The sequence below is a fragment of the Acinetobacter sp. ANC_7682 genome (assembly GCF_056779795.1).
The window spans coordinates 1-23,370 of sequence record NZ_JBWYIQ010000032.1; the positions used below are offsets into that span (position 1 = coordinate 1).

Sequence of the window (23,370 nt, forward strand, 5' to 3'; positions counted from 1 at the left end):
TCGCCAGCTCATTATTCTAAACACCCCCTTCAATAGAAGGGGGTGTTTTTTATATGTGAAAAGAAAAAAATAAAGATATAAAAATAAAGGGGAAGGCATGGGTACGGGAAAATATCCGTTAAATACATTTTTAATCTTAAAATTGAAAAAATAATCATATAAACGATAAATTTTATGTCTTGAACATTTATAACAACCGCTTTTATCCATCTGATGCTCAAATTCATAAAGCATGATTAGTTTCTATAGGTCGTGGTTGTATTTTAATGCTTTAGGTAATGAGTGACTAAAATGCATGCGAGATGCAATAGAGGCATGTATATAATAAAAAGTAAGAGTGAAAAATATATTACTTAATTACTCATGAACAGAAGTTGCTTGAGAGGTCATGATATAGTGAATTTAAAAATTTTAAATCCGAATATATTTAAGGATACGCGATGACCAATTCAGAAAAAAAAATTGAGTGTGATTATTCTCTTTATGTTGCCTCTAAAGCATCCCAAACAGGTCAATGGCTTGAGGTAAAAGATAAATTTAGCCAAAAAACATTTGCCCGAGTAGCCTTAGCAGATGCAAATACTTTAGAAAAAGCAATCCAATCTGCAATTGATGCAGAACAGGCGATGGCAAAATTAGAACCATTTCAAAAGCAAAAGATTTTATTACATTGTGTCAAACGCTTTAGCGAAATGAGAGAGGAATTAACTGCAATTTTGATTGCAGAGGGTGGAAAGCCATTAAAAGCAGCTCAGGCTGAAGTTGAGCGTCTTATAAATACCTTTCAAATCGCTGCTGATGCTGTTACCCAAATCGACGATGGGCGTTTAATGCCATTGGCTGTAACAGCTGCTGCACAGGGTTACACAGGTATGATTAAACATGTTCCGATTGGTGCTATATCATTAATTAGTCCTTTTAATTTTCCACTTAATTTAACTGCTCATAAAATTGCACCTGCAATTGCAGCAGGGTGTCCTTTCGTACTGAAACCTGCGTCACTTACACCAGTTTCTGCTCTAAAAATTGCAGAAGTGTTGGCTGAAACTGATTTACCTCAAGGTGCATTTTCAGTTTTACCTTGTCCTCGCGAACAGGCAGATATCTTGGTAACCGATGACCGATTCAAATTACTCAGTTTTACTGGATCGGATGAAGTCGGTTGGGATATGAAAGCACGTGCTGGTCGAAAAAAAGTCACCTTAGAGCTTGGTGGAAATGCTGCTGTTTTAATTGAACCTGATACTGAAATATCTGATGTGTTAATTGATCGTCTTATTGGGGGAGCTTATAACCATGCAGGTCAAGTTTGTATTAGTGTCCAAAGAATTTTAGTCCATGAAAATATTTATACGGATTTAAAGAAGAAATTAATTTCCAAAATAAAAAAAATCAAAGCGAGCGATCCGAATTCAGACTCGACCTTATGTGGCCCTATGATCAAGGAGGTAGAAGCTAAAAGGCTTAAAAAATGGGTTGATAAAGCGGTAAAGAAAGGCGCCAAAGTTTTAGTTGAAGGTCAGGTTAAAGGGGCTTTATTTGATCCAATATTGTTAGAAAATGTTGATGCGTCTTTAGAAATTTATAAAGATGAAGCTTTTGGACCCGTTGCCATTCTAGAGAAGTACAAAGATTTTGAAAAAGGCATTGCTACAATTAATCAAAGCCGATTTGGTCTACAAGCTGGCGTTTATACACAAAGTCTGAATAAAATGATGTATGCGTGGAATCATTTACATGTAGGTGGTGTCATCATTAATGATATTCCATCATTCCGTGTAGATAATATGCCTTATGGTGGCGTTAAAGATTCGGGTCTAGGTCGAGAAGGGATTCAATCAGCAATTCGAGATATGCAAGAAGAGCGTTTGCTTGTGATTAAACAAGGATAATTATTTTTTTTTGTTAAAAGGAGCATAACGCTCCTTTTAAATTATTTAGTTTAGATTAACGCAGTGATTTAAAAATAAACATATTGAGTTAAAATTAATCAATAAGAATAAAAAAATGATGAAACACAGTTTTTTCCTGAATTAATTACAGAAAAATCTGATTAAAAGCGCTATTGTTGATTCATTAAACATCCTTTATTTCATCTTTCTTTAACCAAGAATATTAAATAAGGGGTGGTTTGTAATTCGAAAAAAATGCTCAAAAGGCCGTTTCTGATTCAAACAACAAAATTTTAATGGTATGCAATTACTTGCGAGATAACATCAACAATAGCAGTAAGCGTGTACCCATTTACGGATTAGGTACTATATGACAGCTTCACGTGAAAATTGGAGCGCCAGATCAGGTTTTATTATTGCAGCTATTGGTTCTGCAGTAGGTTTAGGCAATATTTGGCGTTTTCCCTATGTCGCATATGAAAATGGTGGCGGGGCATTTTTAATCCCTTATCTGGTTGCAATTTTTGCTGCCGGTCTCCCACTTTTATTTTTAGATTATGCAGTTGGACATAAATACCGTAAAGCCCCACCCACAGCTTACAAGAAGTTGATGAATGGTGAATCATTGGGTTGGTGGCAAGTCGCTGTGACATTAATTATTGGTATTTACTATGCCAGTGTATTGTCATGGGCGGGTAGTTATATGTTCTACTCGTTTGGTCAACAGTGGGGAAGTGATACAGAGAAATTCTTTTTCACTACCTATCTTCAAAATGGCGAAGGTTTAGCATTTGGATTTGTTCCGACCTTATTTATAGGTTTGGTTGTCGTTTGGGCGATCGTTATGTTCATCCTGTATGGTGGGGTGAAGAAAGGCGTGGAATTGTCGAATAAGATCTTTATGCCATTATTGGTGGTTTTATTTACGATTCTCGTGATTCAAGCTATTCGTTTACCAGGTGCTGTCCAAGGTTTAAATGCATTCTTTACACCAAACTGGGAAGCAATGGGCAACTATAAAGTGTGGTTAGCTGCATTTGGCCATATCTTTTTCTCGTTATCCGTTGGTTTCGGGATTATGTTGACCTACGCTTCGTATTTGAAGAAAAAAACGAATTTAACTGGTTCTGGACTAGTCGTTGCTCTTGCAAATTCATCTTTTGAAATTTTAGCTGGTATTGGGGTATTTGCAGCATTAGGTTTCATGGCCTACAGTGCGGGTGCTTCAGTTGACGATGTGGTATCTGGTGGTATTGGTTTAGCTTTTATCGCTTTCCCTAAAATCATTTCAAGCATGGGGGCTGGCGGAGACTTATTTGGCTTCTTGTTCTTTGCATCTTTAACAGTTGCAGGGATTACATCCATGGTCAGTATTCTTCAAGTTCCAATCGCAGGTTTTCAAGACAAGTTAGGATGGTCTCGTAAGAAGGCTGTGACAATTATTGCAGGTGGTTCAGCAATTGTTTCAACTTTATTGTTTTCAACTCACAGCGCGATTACGTTTGTCGATATTATCGATTACTTTGCCAATAATATTGGTATTGTCGCGGGTGGCTTATTATCAATTGTATTGGTGTCATGGTTCCGTCGACCATTGTTAAAGCAACTTCAAGAGCATGTAAATCAATATTCTAGTATTAAGCTAGGTGTTGGTTGGAACTTCATGTTGACGATAGTCACGCCAATTTCATTGTTAGCTGCGTTATTGCTAACTTTGAACTCAATATTTACTGAAGGCTATGGCGGTTATCCAATTGAGATTCTATTGCCAATTGGTGGCGGTGTAGTTGCAATCTTTGTGTTCTGTGCGGTTGTTTTTAGTCGTCTAAAAGACAATGGATCTGAGGAGAAATAAGATGAATACTTCTGCTTTAATGATGCTTATTATCTCAACAGTGCTGTTATGGGGTGGTCTTATTTTAGCCATGATTCATTTGGCAAAAAACCCAGATGAGCTTGAAGATTAAACTACTTCAGATCAATATTAAAAAAGCCATGACATGAGTCATGGCTTTTTTAATATGTCGGTAAATTAGAAATAAACTATCTTAAAAAATAGCATTAAATCTTTTGAATTAAACAATAATAGAATCCATCCCCATGACCTTGTTGTGGCAATAACTGACGGCCGTGGATTTGTTCAATTCCCCAATTTACATTTAATTTGATTTCTTGAGCATCTGCATGCGTGTTGAAGAAATCAATCATTTGGTGTTCATTTTCAGCTTTCAAAATCGAGCAGGTAATATAAAGCATTGACCCGCCAACTTTGAGTTGTTGCCACATATGATTCAGAATCTGTTTTTGAAGAGCAACCGTTTGTTGGATATCGGTAGATTGGCGAAGTAAACGAATATCTGGATGACGTCGTACAACTCCAATAGCAGAACACGGTGCATCAAGAATAATACAGTCAGCCTGTTCAGGTGCAGACCATACCGTAGCATCAGCAGTCAGTATTTCCACTGGTGCATAATGATTAAGAGCAAGACGCTCTAAGTTTTCACTTACGCGGCTTAAACGCTTTGTGTCGTGATCGATCGCATACAGCTTTTTAGGACGATAACACTCTAAAATATGTGCTGTTTTTCCACCTGGAGCCGCACATGCATCAATTACGATCTTATCATCAAGATTCGGCAACAAGGTCGCGCAAAGTTGAGCATGTTCATCCTGAACAGAAAAACCACCTTCTTCAAAGCCAGGGAGGTAAGGAATATGCACGGATTGATCTAAGATAATGCCTACATCGGACCATTCACATGGATGAGCATCAATCCCTTCTTCATCAAGAATATCTAAATATTCCTCACGGCTTACTTGTCGTTCATTTACACGTAGTGTCAAAGGCGCAGCCAGTTTAAGCTCAGCTGAAAGCATTTCAAGATGCTCTGGCCAATCTTTTTTCAAGCGTTTAAATAGCCAACTAGGTAAACCATGGGCTTGGTCTAATGCTTCGCCGAATTCTTCAGTTTCACGTGAAACACGACGTAGAATCGCATTCACGACGCCACTTAAAGCTTCAAAACCAAGTTGTTTGGTGGCTGTTACCGTTTCTGAGATAGCCGCATGTGCTGGAATACGCGTGCAAAGCAGTTGATATAAACCTAAATATAGGCAGCTTTCAACGGTTTCATTGTTGAGCGGTTTAGTCAGAAGAGGGAGAGTAATTGCTTTAAGTGCATGCCATTGGCGTAAAGTGCCTAAAGTCAATTCATGAAATAAGGCCCGATCACGCTCACCAACCAATGAAAGATGTTGGGAAAGAACAGAGGTGAGGGATTGCCCATTCTGAACGGCCAGTAATGTTTTAATCACATGTCCGCGTAAATTTAAATGAGAAGATTGTTGGCTCATGCGAAGATCTGTCCTGGCTGCAATTTTTGACTTTGTAGAATTTGTGCAGCATTGAGCGCTTTACCGCCTGGCCACTGAAGTTGAGTGAGGCAAATCACTTGATGATCACCACACACAACGTGAACACCATCCTGATCGACAGCGATGATTTCACCGATTTGTTGAGTTGATGGAGTGAGTGGAGAAAGTTTCGAATTCCAAATGCGTAAATTGTTGGTTTCATCAATAGGTGTGAAAGCTACGGGCCAAGGATTGAAAGCACGGATATTACGATCAATCGTCACAGCATCATTTGCCCAGTTAATTTGAGCTTCAGCCTTCGACAGTTTATGTGCATACACTGTAAGTGATTCATCTTGAACTTCACGTGTATCTAAATAATGTTTTAAAGTGTCTTCACTTTCTAAAACAGCGAGAGTGGCTTCAGCCCCTTGTTGAGCCAGTTTATCATGTAAGGTTGCGGAAGTATCTTCAGCCGTAATAGGACAGATCGTTTTAAACATCATGTCACCAGTGTCTAGACCAGCTGCCATTTTCATGATCGTAATACCTGTTTCAGTATCACCTGTCGCGATAGCGCGTTGAATAGGGGCTGCACCTCGCCAGCGAGGCAATAAGGAACCATGAATATTCAAGCAGCCGTATTTAGGTGTATCTAAAACGACTTGAGGCAAGATTAAACCGTATGCTGCGACCACCATCACATCAGCATTGAAAGACTTGAGTTCAGCTTGAGCAGCCAAACCTTCCTCAGTCGACGATTTAAAATGTAAAGGTTGATAAACAGGAATATTGTGCTCAAGCGCCAATTGCTTTACCGCTGACGCTGTTAGTTTTTGTCCACGTCCTGCTTTACGGTCTGGCTGCGTATACACAGCAACAATTTCATGAGAAGTCTTTAGCAAAGCTGCTAATGCACTCGCTGCAAATTCAGGGGTTCCCGCAAAGATGATTTTCACTCAGACACTTCCAAAACAATATAAAGAACATTATATGCCAAAAGCGATTTTCGCCCAAATAAGGTCGTAATTTGAAACGTTTTCATGTGCATTTTGTGCTTAAGGTGTGATTAATAAAATTTATGTATTTTTAAAAAAAGATTCATGAAAGTTTTGTATTACGATTTCAGATAAGGGTTTATAGTAGATCACATCTCTTACATCGATTTAGATCGTTGAGGGCAAATCAGACCTATACGAACAATTGCAAGCAATGGTTAACTGTTAATCAGAAAGCTGTCATAATAGAAGTAAGGTTCAACTGATTTAGCCTTATATTTCAGTATCATTTAGCCAGATTGAATACATATTCATCGAGCTCAGCTTAAGTTGGAAATAAAAATGCCTGACTATCGTTCGAAAACATCAACACACGGAAGAAATATGGCGGGTGCACGTGGCTTATGGCGTGCAACTGGAATGAAAGACGAAGATTTTGGCAAACCAATTATTGCAGTAGTCAACTCATTCACACAATTCGTACCGGGTCATGTGCATCTTAAAGACTTAGGTCAGCTTGTTGCACGTCAGATTGAACAAGTGGGTGGTGTAGCTAAAGAATTTAATACAATCGCAGTAGACGACGGTATTGCAATGGGTCACGACGGAATGTTGTATTCATTACCATCGCGTGACTTGATTGCTGACTCAGTCGAATACATGGTCAATGCACACTGTGCAGATGCAATGGTTTGTATCTCGAACTGCGACAAAATCACACCGGGAATGTTGATGGCGGCAATGCGCTTGAACATTCCTGTGGTGTTTGTTTCAGGCGGTCCAATGGAAGCTGGTAAAGTCCAAATTCGTGGTGGTGAACAAGCGATTGACCTTGTGGATGCCATGATTGTTGCTGCAGATGACAACTACACAGATGAAGAAGTAAAAGCATACGAACGTTCTGCATGTCCAACTTGTGGTTCATGTTCAGGGATGTTTACTGCAAACTCAATGAACTGTTTGACAGAAGCATTAGGTTTATCATTACCGGGTAATGGTTCAACACTTGCAACGCATGCCAACCGTAAAAAACTATTTGAGCGTGCGGGTCAGTTGATTGTTGAAATCACAAAACGCCATTACGAACAAAATGATTACAGCGTATTACCACGCAACATTGCCCCTAAAGCTGCTTATGAAAATGCCATGACTTTAGATATCGCGATGGGTGGTTCTACCAATACAGTACTTCACTTATTAGCGGCTGCGCATGAAGCAGAAGTTGATTTTACAATGGACGATATCGATCGTTTATCACGTAAAGTGCCTGTACTATGTAAAGTTGCACCTGCGGTTAAAAATGTTCACATGGAAGATGTCCATCGTGCAGGCGGTATCATGTCGATCCTTGGCGAATTAGACCGTGCAGGCTTGTTAGATACTTCTGTACCAACCGTACATGAAAAAACATTGAAAGATGCTTTAGATAAGTGGGACATTATTCGTACTGAAAATGAAGAGGTATATAACTTCTTTAAATCAGCACCGGGCGGTGTACCAACACAAACAGCATTCTCACAAGACCGTTACTACACACGTCTTGATGGCGACCGTGAAAATGGCGTGATTCGTAATGCAGAACATGCTTTCTCTAAAGACGGCGGTTTGGCAGTTCTTTACGGTAACATCGCACTTGATGGCTGTATCGTAAAAACGGCTGGTGTAGATGACTCGATTCTGAAATTCAACGGTACAGCACGCGTATTTGAAAGCCAAGATGATGCAGTAGAAGCAATCTTAGGCGGCAAAATCGTAGCAGGTGACGTGGTTCTGATTCGTTACGAAGGTCCACAAGGTGGTCCGGGTATGCAAGAAATGCTGTATCCAACAAGCTACTTAAAATCAAAAGGCTTAGGTAAAGACTGTGCGCTTGTGACTGATGGTCGTTTCTCGGGTGGTTCATCAGGTCTTTCAATTGGTCACGTGTCTCCAGAAGCGGCTGAAGGCGGTGCAATTGCTTTAGTTGAAGATGGCGACCGTATCGAAATTGATATTCCAAACCGTACGATTCACTTAGCAGTTGCTGATGATGTATTGGCTGCGCGCCGTGAAGTACAAGAAGCTAAAGGTTGGAAGCCTGCGAAAGAGCGTCCACGTAAAGTATCTAAAGCACTGAAAGCGTATGCAATGCATGCAACAAGTGCTGCAAAAGGTGCGGTACGTGATATCTAATCTGCTTATAAACTAGATCAATCATGATTAAAAAAGCATCCTTCGGGATGCTTTTTTAATCACGAAAAGTTTGAATTTCATCTGAAAGCGTCAATTACATTAATGACAATATTTGATAGAAAGGTCATAAATATTGATCAATTCTCTTTGTCTTGATATAAGTTTTGCTCGCGTTCAAACTTTTTTAGTTTTAAAAAAAGCGATGAATTCGATACTTTGAGCACATAATTTACCAGTAAAATCATCTGAGGCACATCTCATGTCATTGTTACGCCGTTGGTTTGATCCGCTACGATCGAGTTGGTTTTATCAGAAACCAAATCGTCAAGAGGTCTTGTCAACTGAGCAGGGTTTAACGATCTATCTTCGTTTAGATGATGTGTATAGTTATCTTGCAGTCCAGCAATTGGCACAATTAAATGACATTTTAAAAGATGAAATTAAGCCGTTAAAAATTGTTATCTCAGATACTGCTGCTGAAGCTCCAAATGATATGAGTCCTGAAGAGTGGCAAGATTACAGTCTACGTGATGCCCAAATTTTAGCGTACCAGCATCGTTTCGGATTCGATAATGAAAAGCCTGAAATACCAAGTGCTGAAGCGATTCAACAGGCAGAAACGATTTTACGAAATACCCCATTAACAGGTGAAAATTTTATCTATTTATTGGAAGATGTCTTCCATATGTTGTGGCAACAGCAGTATGGAAAATTACGTACTTTGTATGTCATGGCCAGTCGACATCGAAAAGAACAACAAATCGCTGAGCGAACTTTTGATCACACGCCAGTTTTAGCAAGTTTTTTTGAGCTCGGTAATCGTAGGTATCATGCGGTAGATGATTTATTAAGATTGACCCGCCGTTTAAAACAACAAAGACTCTTGACCGGTAATCCTATTTTTCTCATCAATCATATTGAGTGGCGGGAACACCTAATGAATGATGCTGAAGAATTATCTGAGATTCAGGCGATGAATCCTGAGTTGGACCTCTATATTGCATTAGAAGATCCGATCTCTTGGTTATTATTAGCTTATATTAAAGAGGAACTTGCCGATTATTACGATATCCAACTTACCGTTTATCCATTGCAATATCAGGGACGAGATTTATTTGATTGGAGTTTGGCAACGCGTTTATCTAAACGAACAGAAGTAAAATTTACGCCGTTTTGCCGACCGACTCAGCAGGTGACATATGAAATAGCACGATTGTTTTACAGTGTGCCTGAGGATCAACGTCTTGATGCAATGTATGAAATCTTGCAGGCTGTATGGAGTAAAGGTAAAGATCTATCGTATCGACCTCATATTCAAGCCTTAAAACAGAGCTTGAATATTACGACGCTCACTGAAGAGTCGATCAGTCAAAAGCTAGAAGAAAATCAATTACTCTGTGAGATGAAATCACAACCTGATTTACCAGTGCTTGAGCTTCGTATCGATGGAAAGAGTTATGTGTTTAATAGCTTATATCGTGTATGGATGATTGAAAGTATTTTCAGTAATGTGTTAGAACAAAAGTACAAAAGTGAAAATGAATCTGAACACAGGGATACCGAATCAATTGAAAATCAATAAAGAAAAATGCGAAACCCTTCAGCAAGCTCGAGCACAAATAGATTCAATTGATCAAGCCATAACAGAATTAATTGGTTTACGCCAATATTACGTAGATCAGGCAGTGCGATTTAAAAGAACTATCCAAGATGTACAGTCACCTGAACGTGTTGAAATAGTGATTGAAAAAATACGTGAATTGGCTACAAAGAATGGTGTGGATCCATTACTGATGGAAAAAATATATCGAGAGATGATTCAACACTTTATTCAAAGAGAGTTAAAAGAAATACGACCATAACAGTCGGAATTCTTAATAAGAATGAGGAACTTAGTTTCCTCTTTTATTCATTGAAATTTACAAAATATATAGCCGATTTGTGAACTGGTTCAACAAAGCTTAGTGTTACAAAAAATAATATTAAGTTAACATTTGGATACATCACTTTTTAGACTGACGGTCGAAGGCGCTATGGATACCCAGTTACAATTAGAAAAAATAGTCAAGGATCTTGAAAACTATAAAGTAGCCATTGATGCACATTCAATTGTAGCCATAACAGATGCACGTGGCGTCATTACTCATGTTAATGAGAAGTTTTGTAATATCTCGCAGTATTCTTATGAAGAATTGGTCGGATCAACACATAAAATTATTAATTCAGGCTATCACCCGAGAAGTTTTTTTAAATATATGTGGAAAGCCATTTCGAGTGGAGAAATTTGGAAAGGCGAAATTTGTAACCGAGCTAAAAATGGTTCTTTATATTGGGTTGAAACCACGATTGTGCCGCTTAAAGATAATAATGGCGTTTTACAAAACTATATCTCCATTCGAACTGATATCACACAGCTAAAAAATTCCGAAGACCATGCACGTTATATGGCATTACATGATGAATTAACGGGATTGCCTAACCGCCGTTTTATGCAAGAACGCATGTTGGAGGTGATTGAATCATGTAAACAAAATGGTACACATAGTGCACTCATGATGTTGGATTTGGATAACTTCAAAAATATTAATGACACGTTAGGACACGATCGTGGAGATGACCTACTCAAAATGGTCTCGGTGCGCCTTATGGAGTGTGTGGCACAGCAGAATGCAATTGTCCGTCTTGGTGGAGACGAGTTTTTAATTATTCTTTCAGATTTAGATCCAGATGAAACGATTGCTAATCAAGCAGTGATGCAAATCGCTGATAAAGTTCGTGCTGCATTAAATGAGCCTTTCGTATTAAAGGATAATAAAATCCATACTAGCTCTAGTATCGGAATTTTTATTTTCCGTAATTCAAAATTGCCAAAAAATGAGTTGCTTAAGTACGCCGACATGGCGCTGTATCAAGCTAAAGAAAATGGTAAAAACTGCATATGTGTTTTTGATCCTGAAATGGAACAAAGTGTTATTGCTAAAGCTGCTTTATTAAATGATTTAAGATTAGCTTTATTACGAGATGAGTTCCAACTTTATTATCAGATTTTAGTAAATCGTGAAGAGGAAGTGATTGGGTATGAGGCCTTGCTACGTTGGAGTCATCCTGAACACGGTTTAATTTTACCAGGTCGATTTATTGAAGAAGTGGAGAAAACTGATCTCATACATGATGTTGGTAATCGTGTTTTAGTATTAGCTTGTCAACAGTTAAAGGCTTGGAGTAAGTACCCTGAATCCTCAAACTGGACGATTTCAGTCAATATTAGTGTCGAACAATTCCGCAAAACTGACTTTGATAAAAATGTGCTTCGGATTATTGATGAAGCGGGAATTGATCCAACGTTATTACGTTTAGAACTCACCGAAAGCATGTTCTATACCGATATGCATAACTCAATTGAGAAAATGAAAAAGCTCATCGAGCGTGGATTAAGATTCTCTATGGATGATTTTGGAACAGGATATTCCTCATTGAATTACCTCAAAATGCTTCCATTGGATCAACTCAAAATTGATCGTTCATTTGTAGAAAATATTGTCGGTAATCCACGTGATATTGCTATTGTGAAAACGATTATTGATTTAGCACAAATTCTCGATCTGAATGTGGTGGCAGAGGGTGTAGAAACTGAAGAGCAGTTCCAAGTTCTGAAAGAAAATGGCTGTAATACGTTTCAAGGCTATTATTTTGGTCGACCTCAACCGATTGAAAAAAGATCTTAAGATACTCAAATAGAATAAAAAATTAAAAAAGAGAGCATTAAGCTCTCTTTTTTTATATGCGATAGGTTTTTAGTTAGACTTTTCACCTAAGCTAAAGAACCAATTCAGGAATAATGCAGCAAAAGTAGCCGTTCCAATACCACCTAAATTAAAGCTACCAAATTGAAGCGCAAAGTCACCAGTACCTAAGATCAGTGTGATCGCAGCAATCATGAGGTTTTTATTTTTAGAGAAATCGACACGATGTTCGATCCAAATTTTAGCACCAGCTATGGTAATTAAACCAAACACCACAATTGATGCACCTGCAAGAATCGCAGTTGGGATGGTTTGAATAATTGCACCAAATTTTGGTGATAAGCCAAGGAAAATTGCGAATACACCTGCGATGGCGAAAATAATCGTGGAATAGACACGTGTCACAGCCATCACGCCAATATTTTCCCCATAAGTGGTCATGCCTGGAGCACCTACACCACCGGCTAATGATGTTGCAACACCATCGGCTACAAACGCTTTACCAATATGTGGGTCTAGATTTTCACCAGTCATGGCAGAGACTGCTTTGATGTGACCTAAGTTTTCAGCCACTAAAATTAAAGCTACAGGAGCAATGATGAGCATCGCGTTCGTACTGAACTCAGGAGCATGAAAGTTAGGCAGACCAAACCATGCAGCTTGTGTAATCGGCGTGAAGTTAATTGGAGTACCGTAACCCATGATATTCGTAATAACACAGTATACGATATAAGACAGCACCAAACCCACAAGTAAAAGTAGGCGTTGTAGCATCCCTTTGGTGAATACTGCAATTGAAGCCATACACATGACAGTAATCAATGCCATCCACATATTAAATGGATTACCCGCGACACTTTTTACCGTTACCGGTGCAAGATGCAGACCGATGATCATGACCACAGAACCTGTTACTACAGGAGGCATGAGCTTTTCAATCCATCGAGTACCTGTTGCCATCACCAGAAAACCAATTAAGGCATAAAGTACACCACAGGCAATAATTCCCCCAGCAGCTAATGCAATATTCGCATTTGCTCCAGCACCGGCATAGCCCGTTGCCGCGATGACTACACCAATAAAAGCAAAGCTTGAGCCTAAATAACTGGGCACTCGACCGCCAGTGATGAGGAAAAATAACAGGGTACAAATACCTGACATTAATATGGCAAGATTAGGATCAAAACCCATTAATAATGGTGCTAAAACTGTCGCACCAAACATGGCAAAAGCATGTTGAATGCCAAGAACTACACTTTGCGCAGGAGGTAAATATTCGGTCGTGCCAACAGGACGCGTATCAATATCATCCGTGAAGGGACGCCATTTAGGAAACCAACTGGTCATAAAGTGAGCACTCAATAGTTAAATTGTGCACATCATACGCCTGTTTTATGAGAAATCATCTGTTTCTTGAAAAATTATTAAAACTAATGGTCTGACTTTTATTGAATTTTTACCCATCGGTAAAAAAAATATGTTTTAAAAATAAAGTAAAATCAGCCTATTGCAATTCAGCTATATCAAAAAAATCTATATCCATATTGAGTAAAAAATTTATAGTTCTTTGTTGTCATTACTGAAAATTAGAATAAAGTCTCTAAATTGCTCAAGCCCATAAAGGTACTTGAGCATAGGCAGTCGTGAAATCAACCCGTATTACGTAATCCAGCAGCAATACCTGCAATACTTACCATTAATGCATGGTCAACCTCAGTTTGTTCGACAGTTCGTTCAGCTAAATATTCGCGTCGTCTTTTCATGAGTTCTGCTTGTAACAGGTGTAATGGAAGAAGATAGGGTTTACGAATCTTCATGGCTTGATCAAGAACTTCATTAGAACTGAGTAATTTAGATTCACCTTTCATTGCCAATAAAGTTTGTACTGCGTCATGTAAGCGTTGGCGTAGTTCCGCACCCAATACTTTAAGATTTTCATCTTGGGTGAGATGAGATTCATAATACAATGCGACATTGCTATCTGATTTAGATAGCACCATCTCCAACATATCAATTAAAGTTTGGAAATAAGGCCATTGTTCTAACATTTCATCTAGCTCAGCTTTGTGACCTTCTGAAATGACTTGATTGATGGCTGCACCAGTACCTAACCATGCTGGAAGCATTAATCGAATTTGAGTCCATGCAAATACCCATGGAATTGCACGTAAGGATTCAATACCACCGCTGATTTTTCGTTTCGCTGGTCTTGAACCCAAAGGTAGCATCTGTAATTCAAGCTCTGGCGTCACGGTTCTTAAGTATTGGACAAAATGAGGGTTTTCGCGGACTGTTTGACGGTAAACATTCACAGAGAGTTCCGTCATCTTGTGCATCAACTCGCGCCATGCTGCCTTGGGTTCTGGTGGTGGGAGTAAAGTCGCTTCTAAGGTAGCTGCGGTATAAATTTCTAAATTTTGCAGTGCGATTTCTTCTAATCCAAATTTGAATCGGATCATTTCGCCTTGTTCGGTCACACGGATTGCACCTGAGATTGAGCCAGGTGGTTGTGAAAATAGTGCTTGTTGGGTTGGAGCACCACCACGACTAATTGAGCCACCACGACCATGGAACAAAGTGAGTTGTATACCATGTTGTTTGGCAATAGCTGTTAACTCTTCTTGTGCACGGTACTGAGCCCAATTCGCAGACATGAAACCTGCATCTTTTGCTGAGTCAGAGTAACCAATCATGACCTCGTGCTTGTTTTGAATATGTTGTTTGTACCAATGCATACTGAATAAAGTATTCATGGTCGAAGCTGCGCCATCTAAATCTTTTAACGTTTCAAATAATGGAACTACACGCAGAGGTTGCTTAATACCTGCTTCTTTTTGGAGTAATAGAACCGCCAAAACGTCACTTGGATATTCCGCCATTGAAATAATATAAGCACCTAGACTTTCAGCAGGTTGTTCTGCCAAAGTTCGCATGGTAGCGAATACTTCTTGAACATCAGGATGCTCAATAAGACTTTGAGCAGATTCATTAAGATGTTTAGGAAGTAAAGGGCGTTTGCTTTGCAGTTCTTGTAATAAGAAGTTTTGACGGGCTTGTTCAGTCCATGTCTCAAAATTGCCAAGTCCAAGATACTCAGTAATCGCTGAAATTGCTTGACGATGACGACCTGACTCTTGGCGAATATCTAGTTTTAATAACTCAATACCGAAACAATTCACGCGATAAATAAAATCGAGTAACTTTCCTTGAGCGATACCGGAAAGGTTTGAATCGACTAATGAGCGATAACATAACAATAATGGCTGCAACAACTCATCTTTGTGATGAATAATCTGGCTACGATCCACATCAGAATGTTGACCTTGTAATTTTGCAGTGAGCCATTCTCTTGTAATTTTTAAGCGTTCACGTGTTGTTCTTAAATATTCACGATAAGGCTCTGGATGAGGCTGACCTAAGGCAGTCTTTAGTTCATCACTGCACGCCTGAACAGAAAGCTCCCAACGTAAATCTTCAATATCTCGGAGGTAGAGATCCGCGGCTTTCCATCGAGATAACCATAAAACTTCTTGAGTCACTTTGTGTGTGACATTTGGGTTTCCATCTCGGTCACCACCCATCCAAGATGCAAACCGCACAGGTGCAATATCTAAAGGTAAAGCTTGAGAACAATGCTCTTGAACCAATTGATTCAATTCACGGACAAACTTAGGAATAGCGTTCCATAAAGTTTGCTCAATGGTAGTAAAACCCCATTTTGCTTCATCAATTGGGGTTGGACGATGTTGGCGAATTTCATCGGTTTGCCATGCTGAACAAACCAATTGTTTTAATTCAGAAAGAACTTGAGCGCGCTGTTTGGGGGTCAGCTTTTGCTGATCAAACTTAGATAAACACTCGTTGATCCCATCATATTTTTGGATCAAGGTGCGACGACTAACTTCCGTAGGATGTGCGGTGAGTACAAGCTCAATATTTAGCTCACAAATTTGTTGATAAAGGGTTTCCGCTGAAATCAGCTGTTGTTGAAATTTTTCAAAAAGGGGAATAAGGACATTCGCTGCAGCGCCGTTTTCATCAAACTCATTTTGGCGACGGCTACGTACCACATGATATTGTTCTGCAATATTGGCAAAGTTCAGAAAATGTGAAAAAGCGCGTGTGAGTGGAAGAATCTCATCATCTTTTAAACTTAAAAATAAACTTTCTAATTGTTTTTCAGCTTCGCTATCACCATCACGTGCACCTTTCGCGAGTGCACGAATTTGTTCAACTTGATTAAACAAATCTTGTCCAGCTTGTTCTTTTAAAGTCTCTCCTAAAAGATTACCGAGTAAGCGTACGTCTTCACGTAATGGAGCATCAATTTGTTGAATCATTTTTTTCTCCTTTTCTTGTTCTTTTGACTATACCGCTTATTCATGACATGCCAAGCGATTGCAAAATAATTTAAAGAAAATTAGGTGAAAAATACGCCATTTAAGAATGGAGAGAGCTATTTTTTGTATTTCAGCATAAATAATTCGATGGCTTGATGAATAATTTCATCACATTCTGCTTCACTGGGAACCTGACGAACACCTAATAATACTTCATGATGTCGATGCCCTAAGAGTAAAGAAAGGAGCAAATGTGTTTGCTTTTCAGCATCATCTTTCTGGATAAATCCGTGCTCAATCGCTTGAGCAAAAAAATCAGTCCATACCACAAATAACCGCTTATGAGATGCATTATAAAAAGGTTCAGCCAAAGGATTTTGCTCTGCTGCCAATTCTAATAATAAATGCTCAAGCTTAATGGCTTCAGGAAGATTGACAATTTGCAGCGCTAAACTACATACCTGATAGAAGTCTTCTAAAAAATTGGATTCAGGGTGTAATTGGATTCGCCGAGCATTGATTGATTCTTCGCACGTTTCTGCAATTGCATAGGTAAATAACGATTCTTTATCTTGAAAATGGTTATACACCGTCAGTTTAGTCACGCCAGCTTCTTTGGCAATTTGATTCATGCTTGAACCATGAAAGCCCTGTTTTAGAAACAAACGTTTAGCTGCCTCTAATATTTGTTTCTTTTTAACTAAATCCTTAGGACGTCCAATATTCATTTGCACAAAAAAATCCAAAAAAAACAGTTTAGGTCATACCTTGAAAAATGATTTTTAATTACTGTACCATGCGGTATATTAATTAAAAAATAATCAAATTAATATCCCTAATTTGATTTGCCTAAAAATTGACATAAGAGCAGTGCACATGAGTCCTCAAAAATTTGCCACATACAGTCTAATGCTCATTTGTAGCGTGATACTCACCGCGTGTAGTAAGGATAAACCCACAGAGGAACAAATTCCATTTGTGATGGTTGCCCAGCCGAATACTTCCCAAGATGAACTGAAAAGTTATGCAGGAGAAGTTCAGGCGAGACAGCAAACGGCATTGGCTTTCCGTGTTGGAGGACAAATTACTGAACGCTATGTTGATGTAGGGGATCGAGTCAAAGTCGGGCAAGTCTTAGCAAAATTAGATGTGAAAGATGCTCAACTGCAGTTAAATGCTTCAAAAGCTCAGTTAGAAAGCGCGCAATCTGCAGCCAAAATTGCCGAAGAAGAATACAAACGCTTTAAGCAGTTATTACCTATTAATGCGGTGAGTCGTTCGCAATATGATGCCGTAGAAAATCAATATAAATCGGCCATGTCCAATTTAAAACAAGCACAATCAAATTATGCAGTGAGTAGTAATCAGACGGGATATAACCAACTCATTGCCAATAAAAATGGCGTCATCACTGAGCGTAGTATTGAAGTTGGTCAAGTGATCGCAGCAGGGCAGGCAGCATATCAACTGGCGATAGATGGTGATCGTGAAGTGGTGATTGGTGTGCCAGAACAAGCAGTATCAGAAATTAAAACAGGTCAAAAAGCTTGGGTTACGCTATGGTCAAAACCAGAGGAGCGTTTTGCCGCATATGTGCGTGAAATTTCACCTGCTGCCGACCAATCTAGAACATTTAGTGTCAAAGTTGCTTTGACTGAAGGGCGTTCAGCAATTCAACTTGGACAAAGTGCGCGAGTATTTTTTTCAAATACCAGTTCAAATGTGATTAATGTTCCTTTGACCAGTGTATCTGCAACAGAAGATCAGCCTTATGTTTGGGTTGTGAATCCAGATCACAGTATCCGTAAGGTGAATGTTCAAATAGGTGCTTATGGTCGTGATACGGTACCTGTGACCCAAGGTTTAAAAGCTTCTGATTGGATCGTGGTTGGCGGTGTACACTTACTGCGAGATAAACAAAAAATTAATCCGATTGACCGTCAAAACCGTGCAGTAAATGTGAAAGCAGGACAAGTTGGAGCGAAAATATGAACTTTAACTTGTCAGAATGGGCGTTAAAAAATAAGGGACTGATCCTTTATTTCATGATTTTGATGGGAATATTGGGTGTTTATTCCTACTCAAAACTATCACAAAGTGAAGACCCTCCATTTAGTTTCAAAGTAATGGTGGTTCAAACCTATTGGCCAGGTGCGACAGCGGAAGAAGTTTCATTGCAAGTAACTGATCGCATTGAAAAAGAATTAATGAGTACGGGGCTCTATGATCGTATTGCAGCCTATTCTCGTCCTGGTGAATCAATGGTGACCTTTGTTGCCAAAGACTCGCTGCGTTCCCATGAATTACCGAATGTTTGGTATCAGGTTAGAAAAAAAATTGGAGATATCAAACACCAACTTCCTAGCGGTGTTCAAGGTCCATTCTTTAACGATGAATTTGGTGACACCTTTGGGAACATTTATGTCTTAACGGGTAATGATTTTGATTATGCCGTGATGAAGGAATATGCCGATCGCTTACAGCTGCAACTACAACGTGTGCAAGATGTCGGGAAAGTTGATTTAGTCGGCTTGCAAGATCAAAAAATTTGGATAGAAATTTCAAATACGAAAACTGCTCAATTAGGCATTCCAGTATCCGCAATTCAAGAAGCATTACAAAAACAAAATACCATGGCGAGTGCAGGTTTCTTTGAAACAGGCTCAGACCGTATTCAAGTGCGTGTCAGCGGACAATTACAATCAGTCGAAGAACTCAAGAACATGCCATTACTGGTTGGTGATAAGACCATTCAATTGGGCGATGTGGCTGAAGTTTACCGTGGCTTTAGTGAGCCAGCTCAACCGCGTATGCGCTTTATGGGTAAAAATGGTATTGGTATTGCGGTGTCTATGCGTAAGGGTGGTGACATCATTGCGCTAGGGAAAAATCTAGAAAAGACCTTCAATGATCTACAACAAACTTTACCTTTAGGGATGCAACTTAAAAAAGTTTCAGATCAGCCTGTAGCGGTGCAACGCAGTATTCACGAATTTATCAAAGTGCTCGCAGAGGCCGTGATTATTGTCTTATTGGTCAGCTTCTTCTCTTTAGGTTTCCGTACAGGATTAGTGGTCGCTTTCTCTATTCCCTTGGTCTTGGCAATGACGTTCGCAGGCATGAATTTCTTTGATGTTGGACTGCACAAGATTTCTTTAGGCGCGTTAATTTTAGCACTTGGACTTTTGGTTGATGACGCCATCATTGCAGTTGAAATGATGGCCATTAAAATGGAACAAGGATATAGCAGATTAAAAGCCGCAGGTTTTGCTTGGAAGTCGACCGCATTTCCAATGTTAACGGGGACGCTGATCACTGCAGCTGGATTCTTGCCGATTGCCACTGCTGCGACGAGCACAGGTGAATATACTCGCTCAATTTTCCAAGTTGTAACCATTGCTTTGGTGGTGTCATGGTTTGCAGCGGTACTGTTTGTTCCTTATTTAGGTGATAAATTACTGCCTGATTTTAATCAAATGAATCAGAAAGCTCCGTGGTATCAACGCTTATGGGCAAGATTACGTCAACAACCAGAGCCACAACCCGTCGTTCAACACCATGGTGAGCATCACGATCCATATCAAACCAAGACGTATCAAAAATTTAGATCTTGGGTTGAGTTATGTATTACTTATCGTAAAACCGTTATTGCTGCGACGGTTGCAATATTTGTCTTGTCAATTTTGATGTTCAAACTTGTTCCACAACAATTTTTCCCACCATCAAACCGTGCTGAAATTTTAGTAGATCTAAAACTAGAGGAAGGCGCTTCACTAACAGCGACAGAAAATGCGGTTAAAAAAGTAGAAAAATTCTTGTCGACTCAAAAAGGGATCGATAATTACGTCGCTTATGTTGGTACAGGTTCTCCACGTTTCTATTTGCCTCTTGATCAACAATTACCTCAGGCGAGTTTTGCACAATTTGTGGTTTTGGCTTCCTCATTAGATGAGAGAGATGAGATTCGCAAGAATCTGAGTGAAGAAATTAGCAAGTTATTGCCTGAGGTACGGACGCGTGTATCGCTATTGGAAAATGGACCACCAGTCGGTTATCCAATTCAATACCGTGTTTCTGGTGAAGATTTAAATACTGTTCGCCAACGAGCACAATTAGTGTCACAAGCAATCAGTGAAAATCCAAATACCACCAATGTTCATTTAGATTGGGGTGAGCCGAGTAAAATTATTTCACTTGAAATTGATCAAGATCGAGCGCGTCAGTTAGGCGTATCTAGCTTAGATTTGGCGAATTTCTTAAATAGTTCAATTACGGGTGCTGCGATTAATCAGTATCGTGAGAAACGGGAGTTGATTGATATTCGTTTACGTGGCGATCAAGCGGAACGTGTTGATGTGGCATCGTTACAAAGTCTCGCTGTACCGACGAGTCAGGGTACAACAGTTCCATTGGCACAGATTGCGAATATCCAATATAAGTTTGAAGATGGTCTGATTTGGCATCGTAATCGCTTACCGACGATTACTGTGCGCGCAGATATTCGGACTAAACTCCAACCAGCTACTGTGGTTGGTGAATTAACTGAATCTATTGAGAAAATTCGTGCCGAACTTCCAAGTGGTTATCTGGTAGAAGTGGGAGGCACTGTGGAGGAATCTGCACGTGGGCAAACTTCAGTAAATGCTGGCATGCCGTTATTTTTGGCTGTGGTCTTTACCTTGCTCATGATTCAGCTCAAGAGTATTTCACGTTCGTTTATTGTTTTCTTGACCGCGCCTTTGGGTTTAATTGGCGTGGTATTGTTCCTGTTGATATTCAATAAGCCTTTCGGATTTGTGGCGATGCTAGGTACCATTGCTTTATCTGGAATGATTATGCGTAATTCGCTTATCTTGATTGATCAGATTGAGCAAGATATCAAAGCGGGTCATTCTCAATGGGAAGCGATTTTAGAAGCGACAGTACGCCGTGCCCGTCCAATTATTTTGACTGCATTGGCTGCTGTGTTGGCGATGATTCCGCTTTCACGCAGTATCTTCTTTGGTCCAATGGCAGTAGCAATTATGGGTGGACTCATTATCGCAACGCTATTAACGCTGTTCTTCCTACCAGCACTCTATGCGGCGTGGTTTAAAGTGAAAAAAGAGTCAAAAACCGCGTAGTTTTATGTGAATACTAGGTGCGAACCATTGAAAAATTCAATATAGTAGTCCCTAGTTTTTAACACAAAATAACACAGTGGGCTGAGTACATAAAAAACTGAATGTGCACTCGGTTGAGGTATAAAAAAGCATCCATGGGGCGAGACAATTTAACAAGACATCGTCGATTAATTACGATGTCTTATGTATTCATGTTTCTTGCATTGTTCACTGGTATCAGTGCTGCAATCGCCTATTTTTTAGCGCAAAAAGTGGCTCAAGCGCAAGACGCTGAAGTCTGGATCCATGCTCAAGCGTTATGGATTGCACGAAATGTTGTGCTATTCATGATGATGGCTGCATTTGCTGCTCTTTGGTTTATTCCTGCCTGCTTTATCTATTGGGATAGTGTGTTATGGGTAAAAGGGTGTACGGTGATTGGTGTCATTTTTACCACAATTGCATGGCTATTTCTCCTAAATGCATGGCTTAAAGGCTTAGTGAAATATCTAAAGAAAAAAGCCGCTTTTTAAAATAATAATTTAATTTACTTGTAATCTCGGAATATGACCCCAACATATTCCGCAGAGAAGTCATATCAAATTTTTTTGTGGAGCATCGCCAGACATGGCTAAACGTGATTATTATGAGGTTTTAGGAGTTTCTAAAACAGCTAGTGATGATGAAATTAAAAAAGCCTACCGTAAGTTGGCGATGAAATATCATCCAGACCGTAACCCTGATAATGCTGAAGCAGAAGAAAAATTCAAAGAAGCTGCTGAAGCGTATGAAGTTTTATCTGATAGTGAAAAACGCAGCATGTATGACCGCATGGGACATAATGCGTTTGAAGGCGGCTTCGGTGGCGGCGGCGGTGGTTTCGGTGGCGGTTTTAGCGCTGAAGACATTTTTAGTCAGTTTGGTGACATTTTCGGTGGCGCGTTTGGTGGCGGCGGTCGCCAACAGCGTCAAAGACGTGGTTCAGACTTACGTTATGTGCTTGAGCTCAGCTTAGAAGAAGCTGTACGTGGCGTAAAGAAAACAATCACTTTTACTGCGCCAGCACCATGTGAAGTGTGTGATGGTAAAGGTTCTAAAAACCCGAATGATGTTGAAACCTGTAAAACTTGTCACGGGGCTGGCCAGGTCCGTATGCAACAAGGTTTCTTCTCAGTTCAGCAAACGTGTAGCACTTGTCGCGGACAAGGTAAGATTATTAAAAATCCTTGTGGCACTTGTCATGGTTCAGGTGTTAAAGATCGTCAACAGACACTTGAAGTTACCATTCCTGCAGGCGTAGATAATGGCGATCGCGTTCGTTTAACTGGAAAAGGTGAAGCGATTCGTGATGGTCAATCAGGTGATCTATACGTAGAAGTTAATGTTCGTGAACATGAAATCTTCCAACGTGATGGCGCGGACTTGTATATGGATGTGCCGATTAGTATCGCTGATGCTGCATTGGGTAAAGAAATTGAGATTCCAACCCTTGATGGTCGTGTGAACTTGAAAGTACCTGAGGGAACACAAACAGGTAAAATGTTCCGTCTACGTGGCAAGGGTGTAAAACCAGTACGCACAAGTATGCAAGGTGATTTACTTTGCCGTATCGTGATTGAAACACCAGTCAACTTAACTGCACGTCAACGTGAACTTTTAAAAGAGTTACAAGAATCTTTAGATGGTGCGGACAGTAAATCTTCACCTAAAAAGAAATCATTCTTCGATCGTTTATTTGACTGATCAGAATGAAATAAAAGCCCGAC

General features: G+C 39.6%; 16 protein-coding genes. 11 read left to right on the forward strand and 5 right to left on the reverse strand.

Annotated elements, in window-relative coordinates; all coding sequences use genetic code 11:
* Nucleotides 1–440 precede the first annotated feature (440 nt).
* From AC1M9D_RS11615 to AC1M9D_RS11625, 3 genes are all read left to right on the forward strand, one after another.
* Nucleotides 441–1,892: an aldehyde dehydrogenase family protein gene (locus tag AC1M9D_RS11615; protein WP_481612229.1), complete on the forward strand. Its 1,452-nt coding sequence runs from the start codon at nt 441–443 to the stop codon at nt 1,890–1,892.
* A gap of 370 nt (nt 1,893–2,262) precedes the next feature.
* Nucleotides 2,263–3,747 carry a sodium-dependent transporter gene (locus AC1M9D_RS11620; RefSeq protein ID WP_481612230.1) on the forward strand — a complete coding sequence of 495 codons (1,485 nt, stop codon included), beginning with the start codon at nt 2,263–2,265 and terminating at the stop codon, nt 3,745–3,747.
* Nucleotide 3,748: 1 nt separating this feature from the next.
* Nucleotides 3,749–3,859, forward strand: a complete 111-nt coding sequence (locus AC1M9D_RS11625) for a methionine/alanine import family NSS transporter small subunit (RefSeq protein WP_081403317.1) — start codon at nt 3,749–3,751, stop codon at nt 3,857–3,859.
* Nucleotides 3,860–3,953: 94 nt separating this feature from the next.
* On the opposite strand, the gene rsmB is transcribed toward AC1M9D_RS11625, so the two are convergent.
* Complete coding sequence (gene rsmB / locus AC1M9D_RS11630; RefSeq protein WP_481612231.1) at nt 3,954–5,249, reverse strand: 16S rRNA (cytosine(967)-C(5))-methyltransferase RsmB; 1,296 nt, start codon at nt 5,247–5,249, stop codon at nt 3,954–3,956.
* Complete coding sequence (gene fmt / locus AC1M9D_RS11635) at nt 5,246–6,208, reverse strand: methionyl-tRNA formyltransferase (RefSeq protein WP_481612232.1); 963 nt, start codon at nt 6,206–6,208, stop codon at nt 5,246–5,248. The genes rsmB and fmt overlap by 4 nt, the downstream gene beginning before the upstream one ends.
* 381 nt (nt 6,209–6,589) lie before the next feature.
* On the opposite strand from fmt, the gene ilvD reads away from it, so the two are divergent.
* The 4 genes from ilvD (at nt 6,590) to AC1M9D_RS11655 (ending at nt 12,144) form a co-directional block, all read left to right on the forward strand.
* A complete protein-coding gene (ilvD, locus tag AC1M9D_RS11640) occupies nt 6,590–8,419 on the forward strand; it encodes a dihydroxy-acid dehydratase (RefSeq protein ID WP_481612233.1) in 1,830 nt (609 codons plus the stop codon).
* Between the two features lie 259 nt (nt 8,420–8,678).
* On the forward strand, nt 8,679–10,001 hold the full coding sequence (locus AC1M9D_RS11645; RefSeq protein WP_481612234.1) for a hypothetical protein: 1,323 nt from the start codon (nt 8,679–8,681) through the stop codon (nt 9,999–10,001).
* Nucleotides 9,994–10,281 carry a chorismate mutase gene (locus AC1M9D_RS11650; protein WP_035270424.1) on the forward strand — a complete coding sequence of 96 codons (288 nt, stop codon included), beginning with the start codon at nt 9,994–9,996 and terminating at the stop codon, nt 10,279–10,281. Before AC1M9D_RS11645 ends, AC1M9D_RS11650 begins: the two co-directional genes overlap by 8 nt.
* A gap of 171 nt (nt 10,282–10,452) precedes the next feature.
* Nucleotides 10,453–12,144: a putative bifunctional diguanylate cyclase/phosphodiesterase gene (locus AC1M9D_RS11655; protein WP_481612235.1), complete on the forward strand. Its 1,692-nt coding sequence runs from the start codon at nt 10,453–10,455 to the stop codon at nt 12,142–12,144.
* Nucleotides 12,145–12,213: 69 nt separating this feature from the next.
* Here the strand turns inward: AC1M9D_RS11655 and AC1M9D_RS11660 are convergent, their stop codons facing one another.
* From AC1M9D_RS11660 to AC1M9D_RS11670, 3 genes are all read right to left on the reverse strand, one after another.
* Nucleotides 12,214–13,509 (reverse strand): solute carrier family 23 protein, encoded by a 1,296-nt coding sequence (locus AC1M9D_RS11660; RefSeq protein WP_481612236.1) that lies wholly within the window; start codon nt 13,507–13,509, stop codon nt 12,214–12,216.
* 302 nt (nt 13,510–13,811) lie between these two features.
* Nucleotides 13,812–16,502, reverse strand: a complete 2,691-nt coding sequence (gene ppc, locus AC1M9D_RS11665) for a phosphoenolpyruvate carboxylase (RefSeq protein ID WP_481593771.1) — start codon at nt 16,500–16,502, stop codon at nt 13,812–13,814.
* A 116-nt stretch (nt 16,503–16,618) separates the two neighbouring features.
* Nucleotides 16,619–17,236 carry a TetR/AcrR family transcriptional regulator gene (locus tag AC1M9D_RS11670; RefSeq protein WP_035268797.1) on the reverse strand — a complete coding sequence of 206 codons (618 nt, stop codon included), beginning with the start codon at nt 17,234–17,236 and terminating at the stop codon, nt 16,619–16,621.
* Nucleotides 17,237–17,378: 142 nt separating this feature from the next.
* On the opposite strand from AC1M9D_RS11670, the gene AC1M9D_RS11675 reads away from it, so the two are divergent.
* The 4 genes from AC1M9D_RS11675 to dnaJ all read left to right on the forward strand — a co-directional run bounded on the left by AC1M9D_RS11675 (nt 17,379) and on the right by dnaJ (nt 23,347).
* Nucleotides 17,379–18,494, forward strand: coding sequence for an efflux RND transporter periplasmic adaptor subunit (locus AC1M9D_RS11675; protein ID WP_035268798.1), 1,116 nt, complete (start codon nt 17,379–17,381; stop codon nt 18,492–18,494).
* On the forward strand, nt 18,491–21,625 hold the full coding sequence (locus tag AC1M9D_RS11680; protein WP_481612237.1) for an efflux RND transporter permease subunit: 3,135 nt from the start codon (nt 18,491–18,493) through the stop codon (nt 21,623–21,625). The genes AC1M9D_RS11675 and AC1M9D_RS11680 overlap by 4 nt, the downstream gene beginning before the upstream one ends.
* Before the next feature lie 134 nt (nt 21,626–21,759).
* On the forward strand, nt 21,760–22,137 hold the full coding sequence (locus AC1M9D_RS11685; protein WP_481612240.1) for a hypothetical protein: 378 nt from the start codon (nt 21,760–21,762) through the stop codon (nt 22,135–22,137).
* A gap of 94 nt (nt 22,138–22,231) precedes the next feature.
* Entirely contained in the window at nt 22,232–23,347 is a 1,116-nt protein-coding gene (gene dnaJ / locus AC1M9D_RS11690) for a molecular chaperone DnaJ (protein WP_035268804.1), read from the forward strand.
* The last annotated feature ends 23 nt before the right edge of the window (nt 23,348–23,370 follow it).

What these genes read in the sequence shown, in the direction of transcription:
- AC1M9D_RS11615 (WP_481612229.1), top strand. Translation starts at nt 441, where the DNA reads ATGACCAATTCAGAAAAAAAAATTGAGTGTGATTATTCTCTTTATGTT.
- AC1M9D_RS11620 (WP_481612230.1), top strand. Translation starts at nt 2,263, where the DNA reads ATGACAGCTTCACGTGAAAATTGGAGCGCCAGATCAGGTTTTATTATT.
- AC1M9D_RS11625 (WP_081403317.1), top strand. Translation starts at nt 3,749, where the DNA reads ATGAATACTTCTGCTTTAATGATGCTTATTATCTCAACAGTGCTGTTA.
- rsmB (WP_481612231.1), bottom strand. Translation starts at nt 5,249, where the DNA reads ATGAGCCAACAATCTTCTCATTTAAATTTACGCGGACATGTGATTAAA.
- ilvD (WP_481612233.1), top strand. Translation starts at nt 6,590, where the DNA reads ATGCCTGACTATCGTTCGAAAACATCAACACACGGAAGAAATATGGCG.
- AC1M9D_RS11645 (WP_481612234.1), top strand. Translation starts at nt 8,679, where the DNA reads ATGTCATTGTTACGCCGTTGGTTTGATCCGCTACGATCGAGTTGGTTT.
- AC1M9D_RS11655 (WP_481612235.1), top strand. Translation starts at nt 10,453, where the DNA reads ATGGATACCCAGTTACAATTAGAAAAAATAGTCAAGGATCTTGAAAAC.
- AC1M9D_RS11660 (WP_481612236.1), bottom strand. Translation starts at nt 13,509, where the DNA reads ATGACCAGTTGGTTTCCTAAATGGCGTCCCTTCACGGATGATATTGAT.
- ppc (WP_481593771.1), bottom strand. Translation starts at nt 16,502, where the DNA reads ATGATTCAACAAATTGATGCTCCATTACGTGAAGACGTACGCTTACTC.
- AC1M9D_RS11675 (WP_035268798.1), top strand. Translation starts at nt 17,379, where the DNA reads ATGAGTCCTCAAAAATTTGCCACATACAGTCTAATGCTCATTTGTAGC.
- AC1M9D_RS11680 (WP_481612237.1), top strand. Translation starts at nt 18,491, where the DNA reads ATGAACTTTAACTTGTCAGAATGGGCGTTAAAAAATAAGGGACTGATC.
- AC1M9D_RS11685 (WP_481612240.1), top strand. Translation starts at nt 21,760, where the DNA reads ATGGGGCGAGACAATTTAACAAGACATCGTCGATTAATTACGATGTCT.
- dnaJ (WP_035268804.1), top strand. Translation starts at nt 22,232, where the DNA reads ATGGCTAAACGTGATTATTATGAGGTTTTAGGAGTTTCTAAAACAGCT.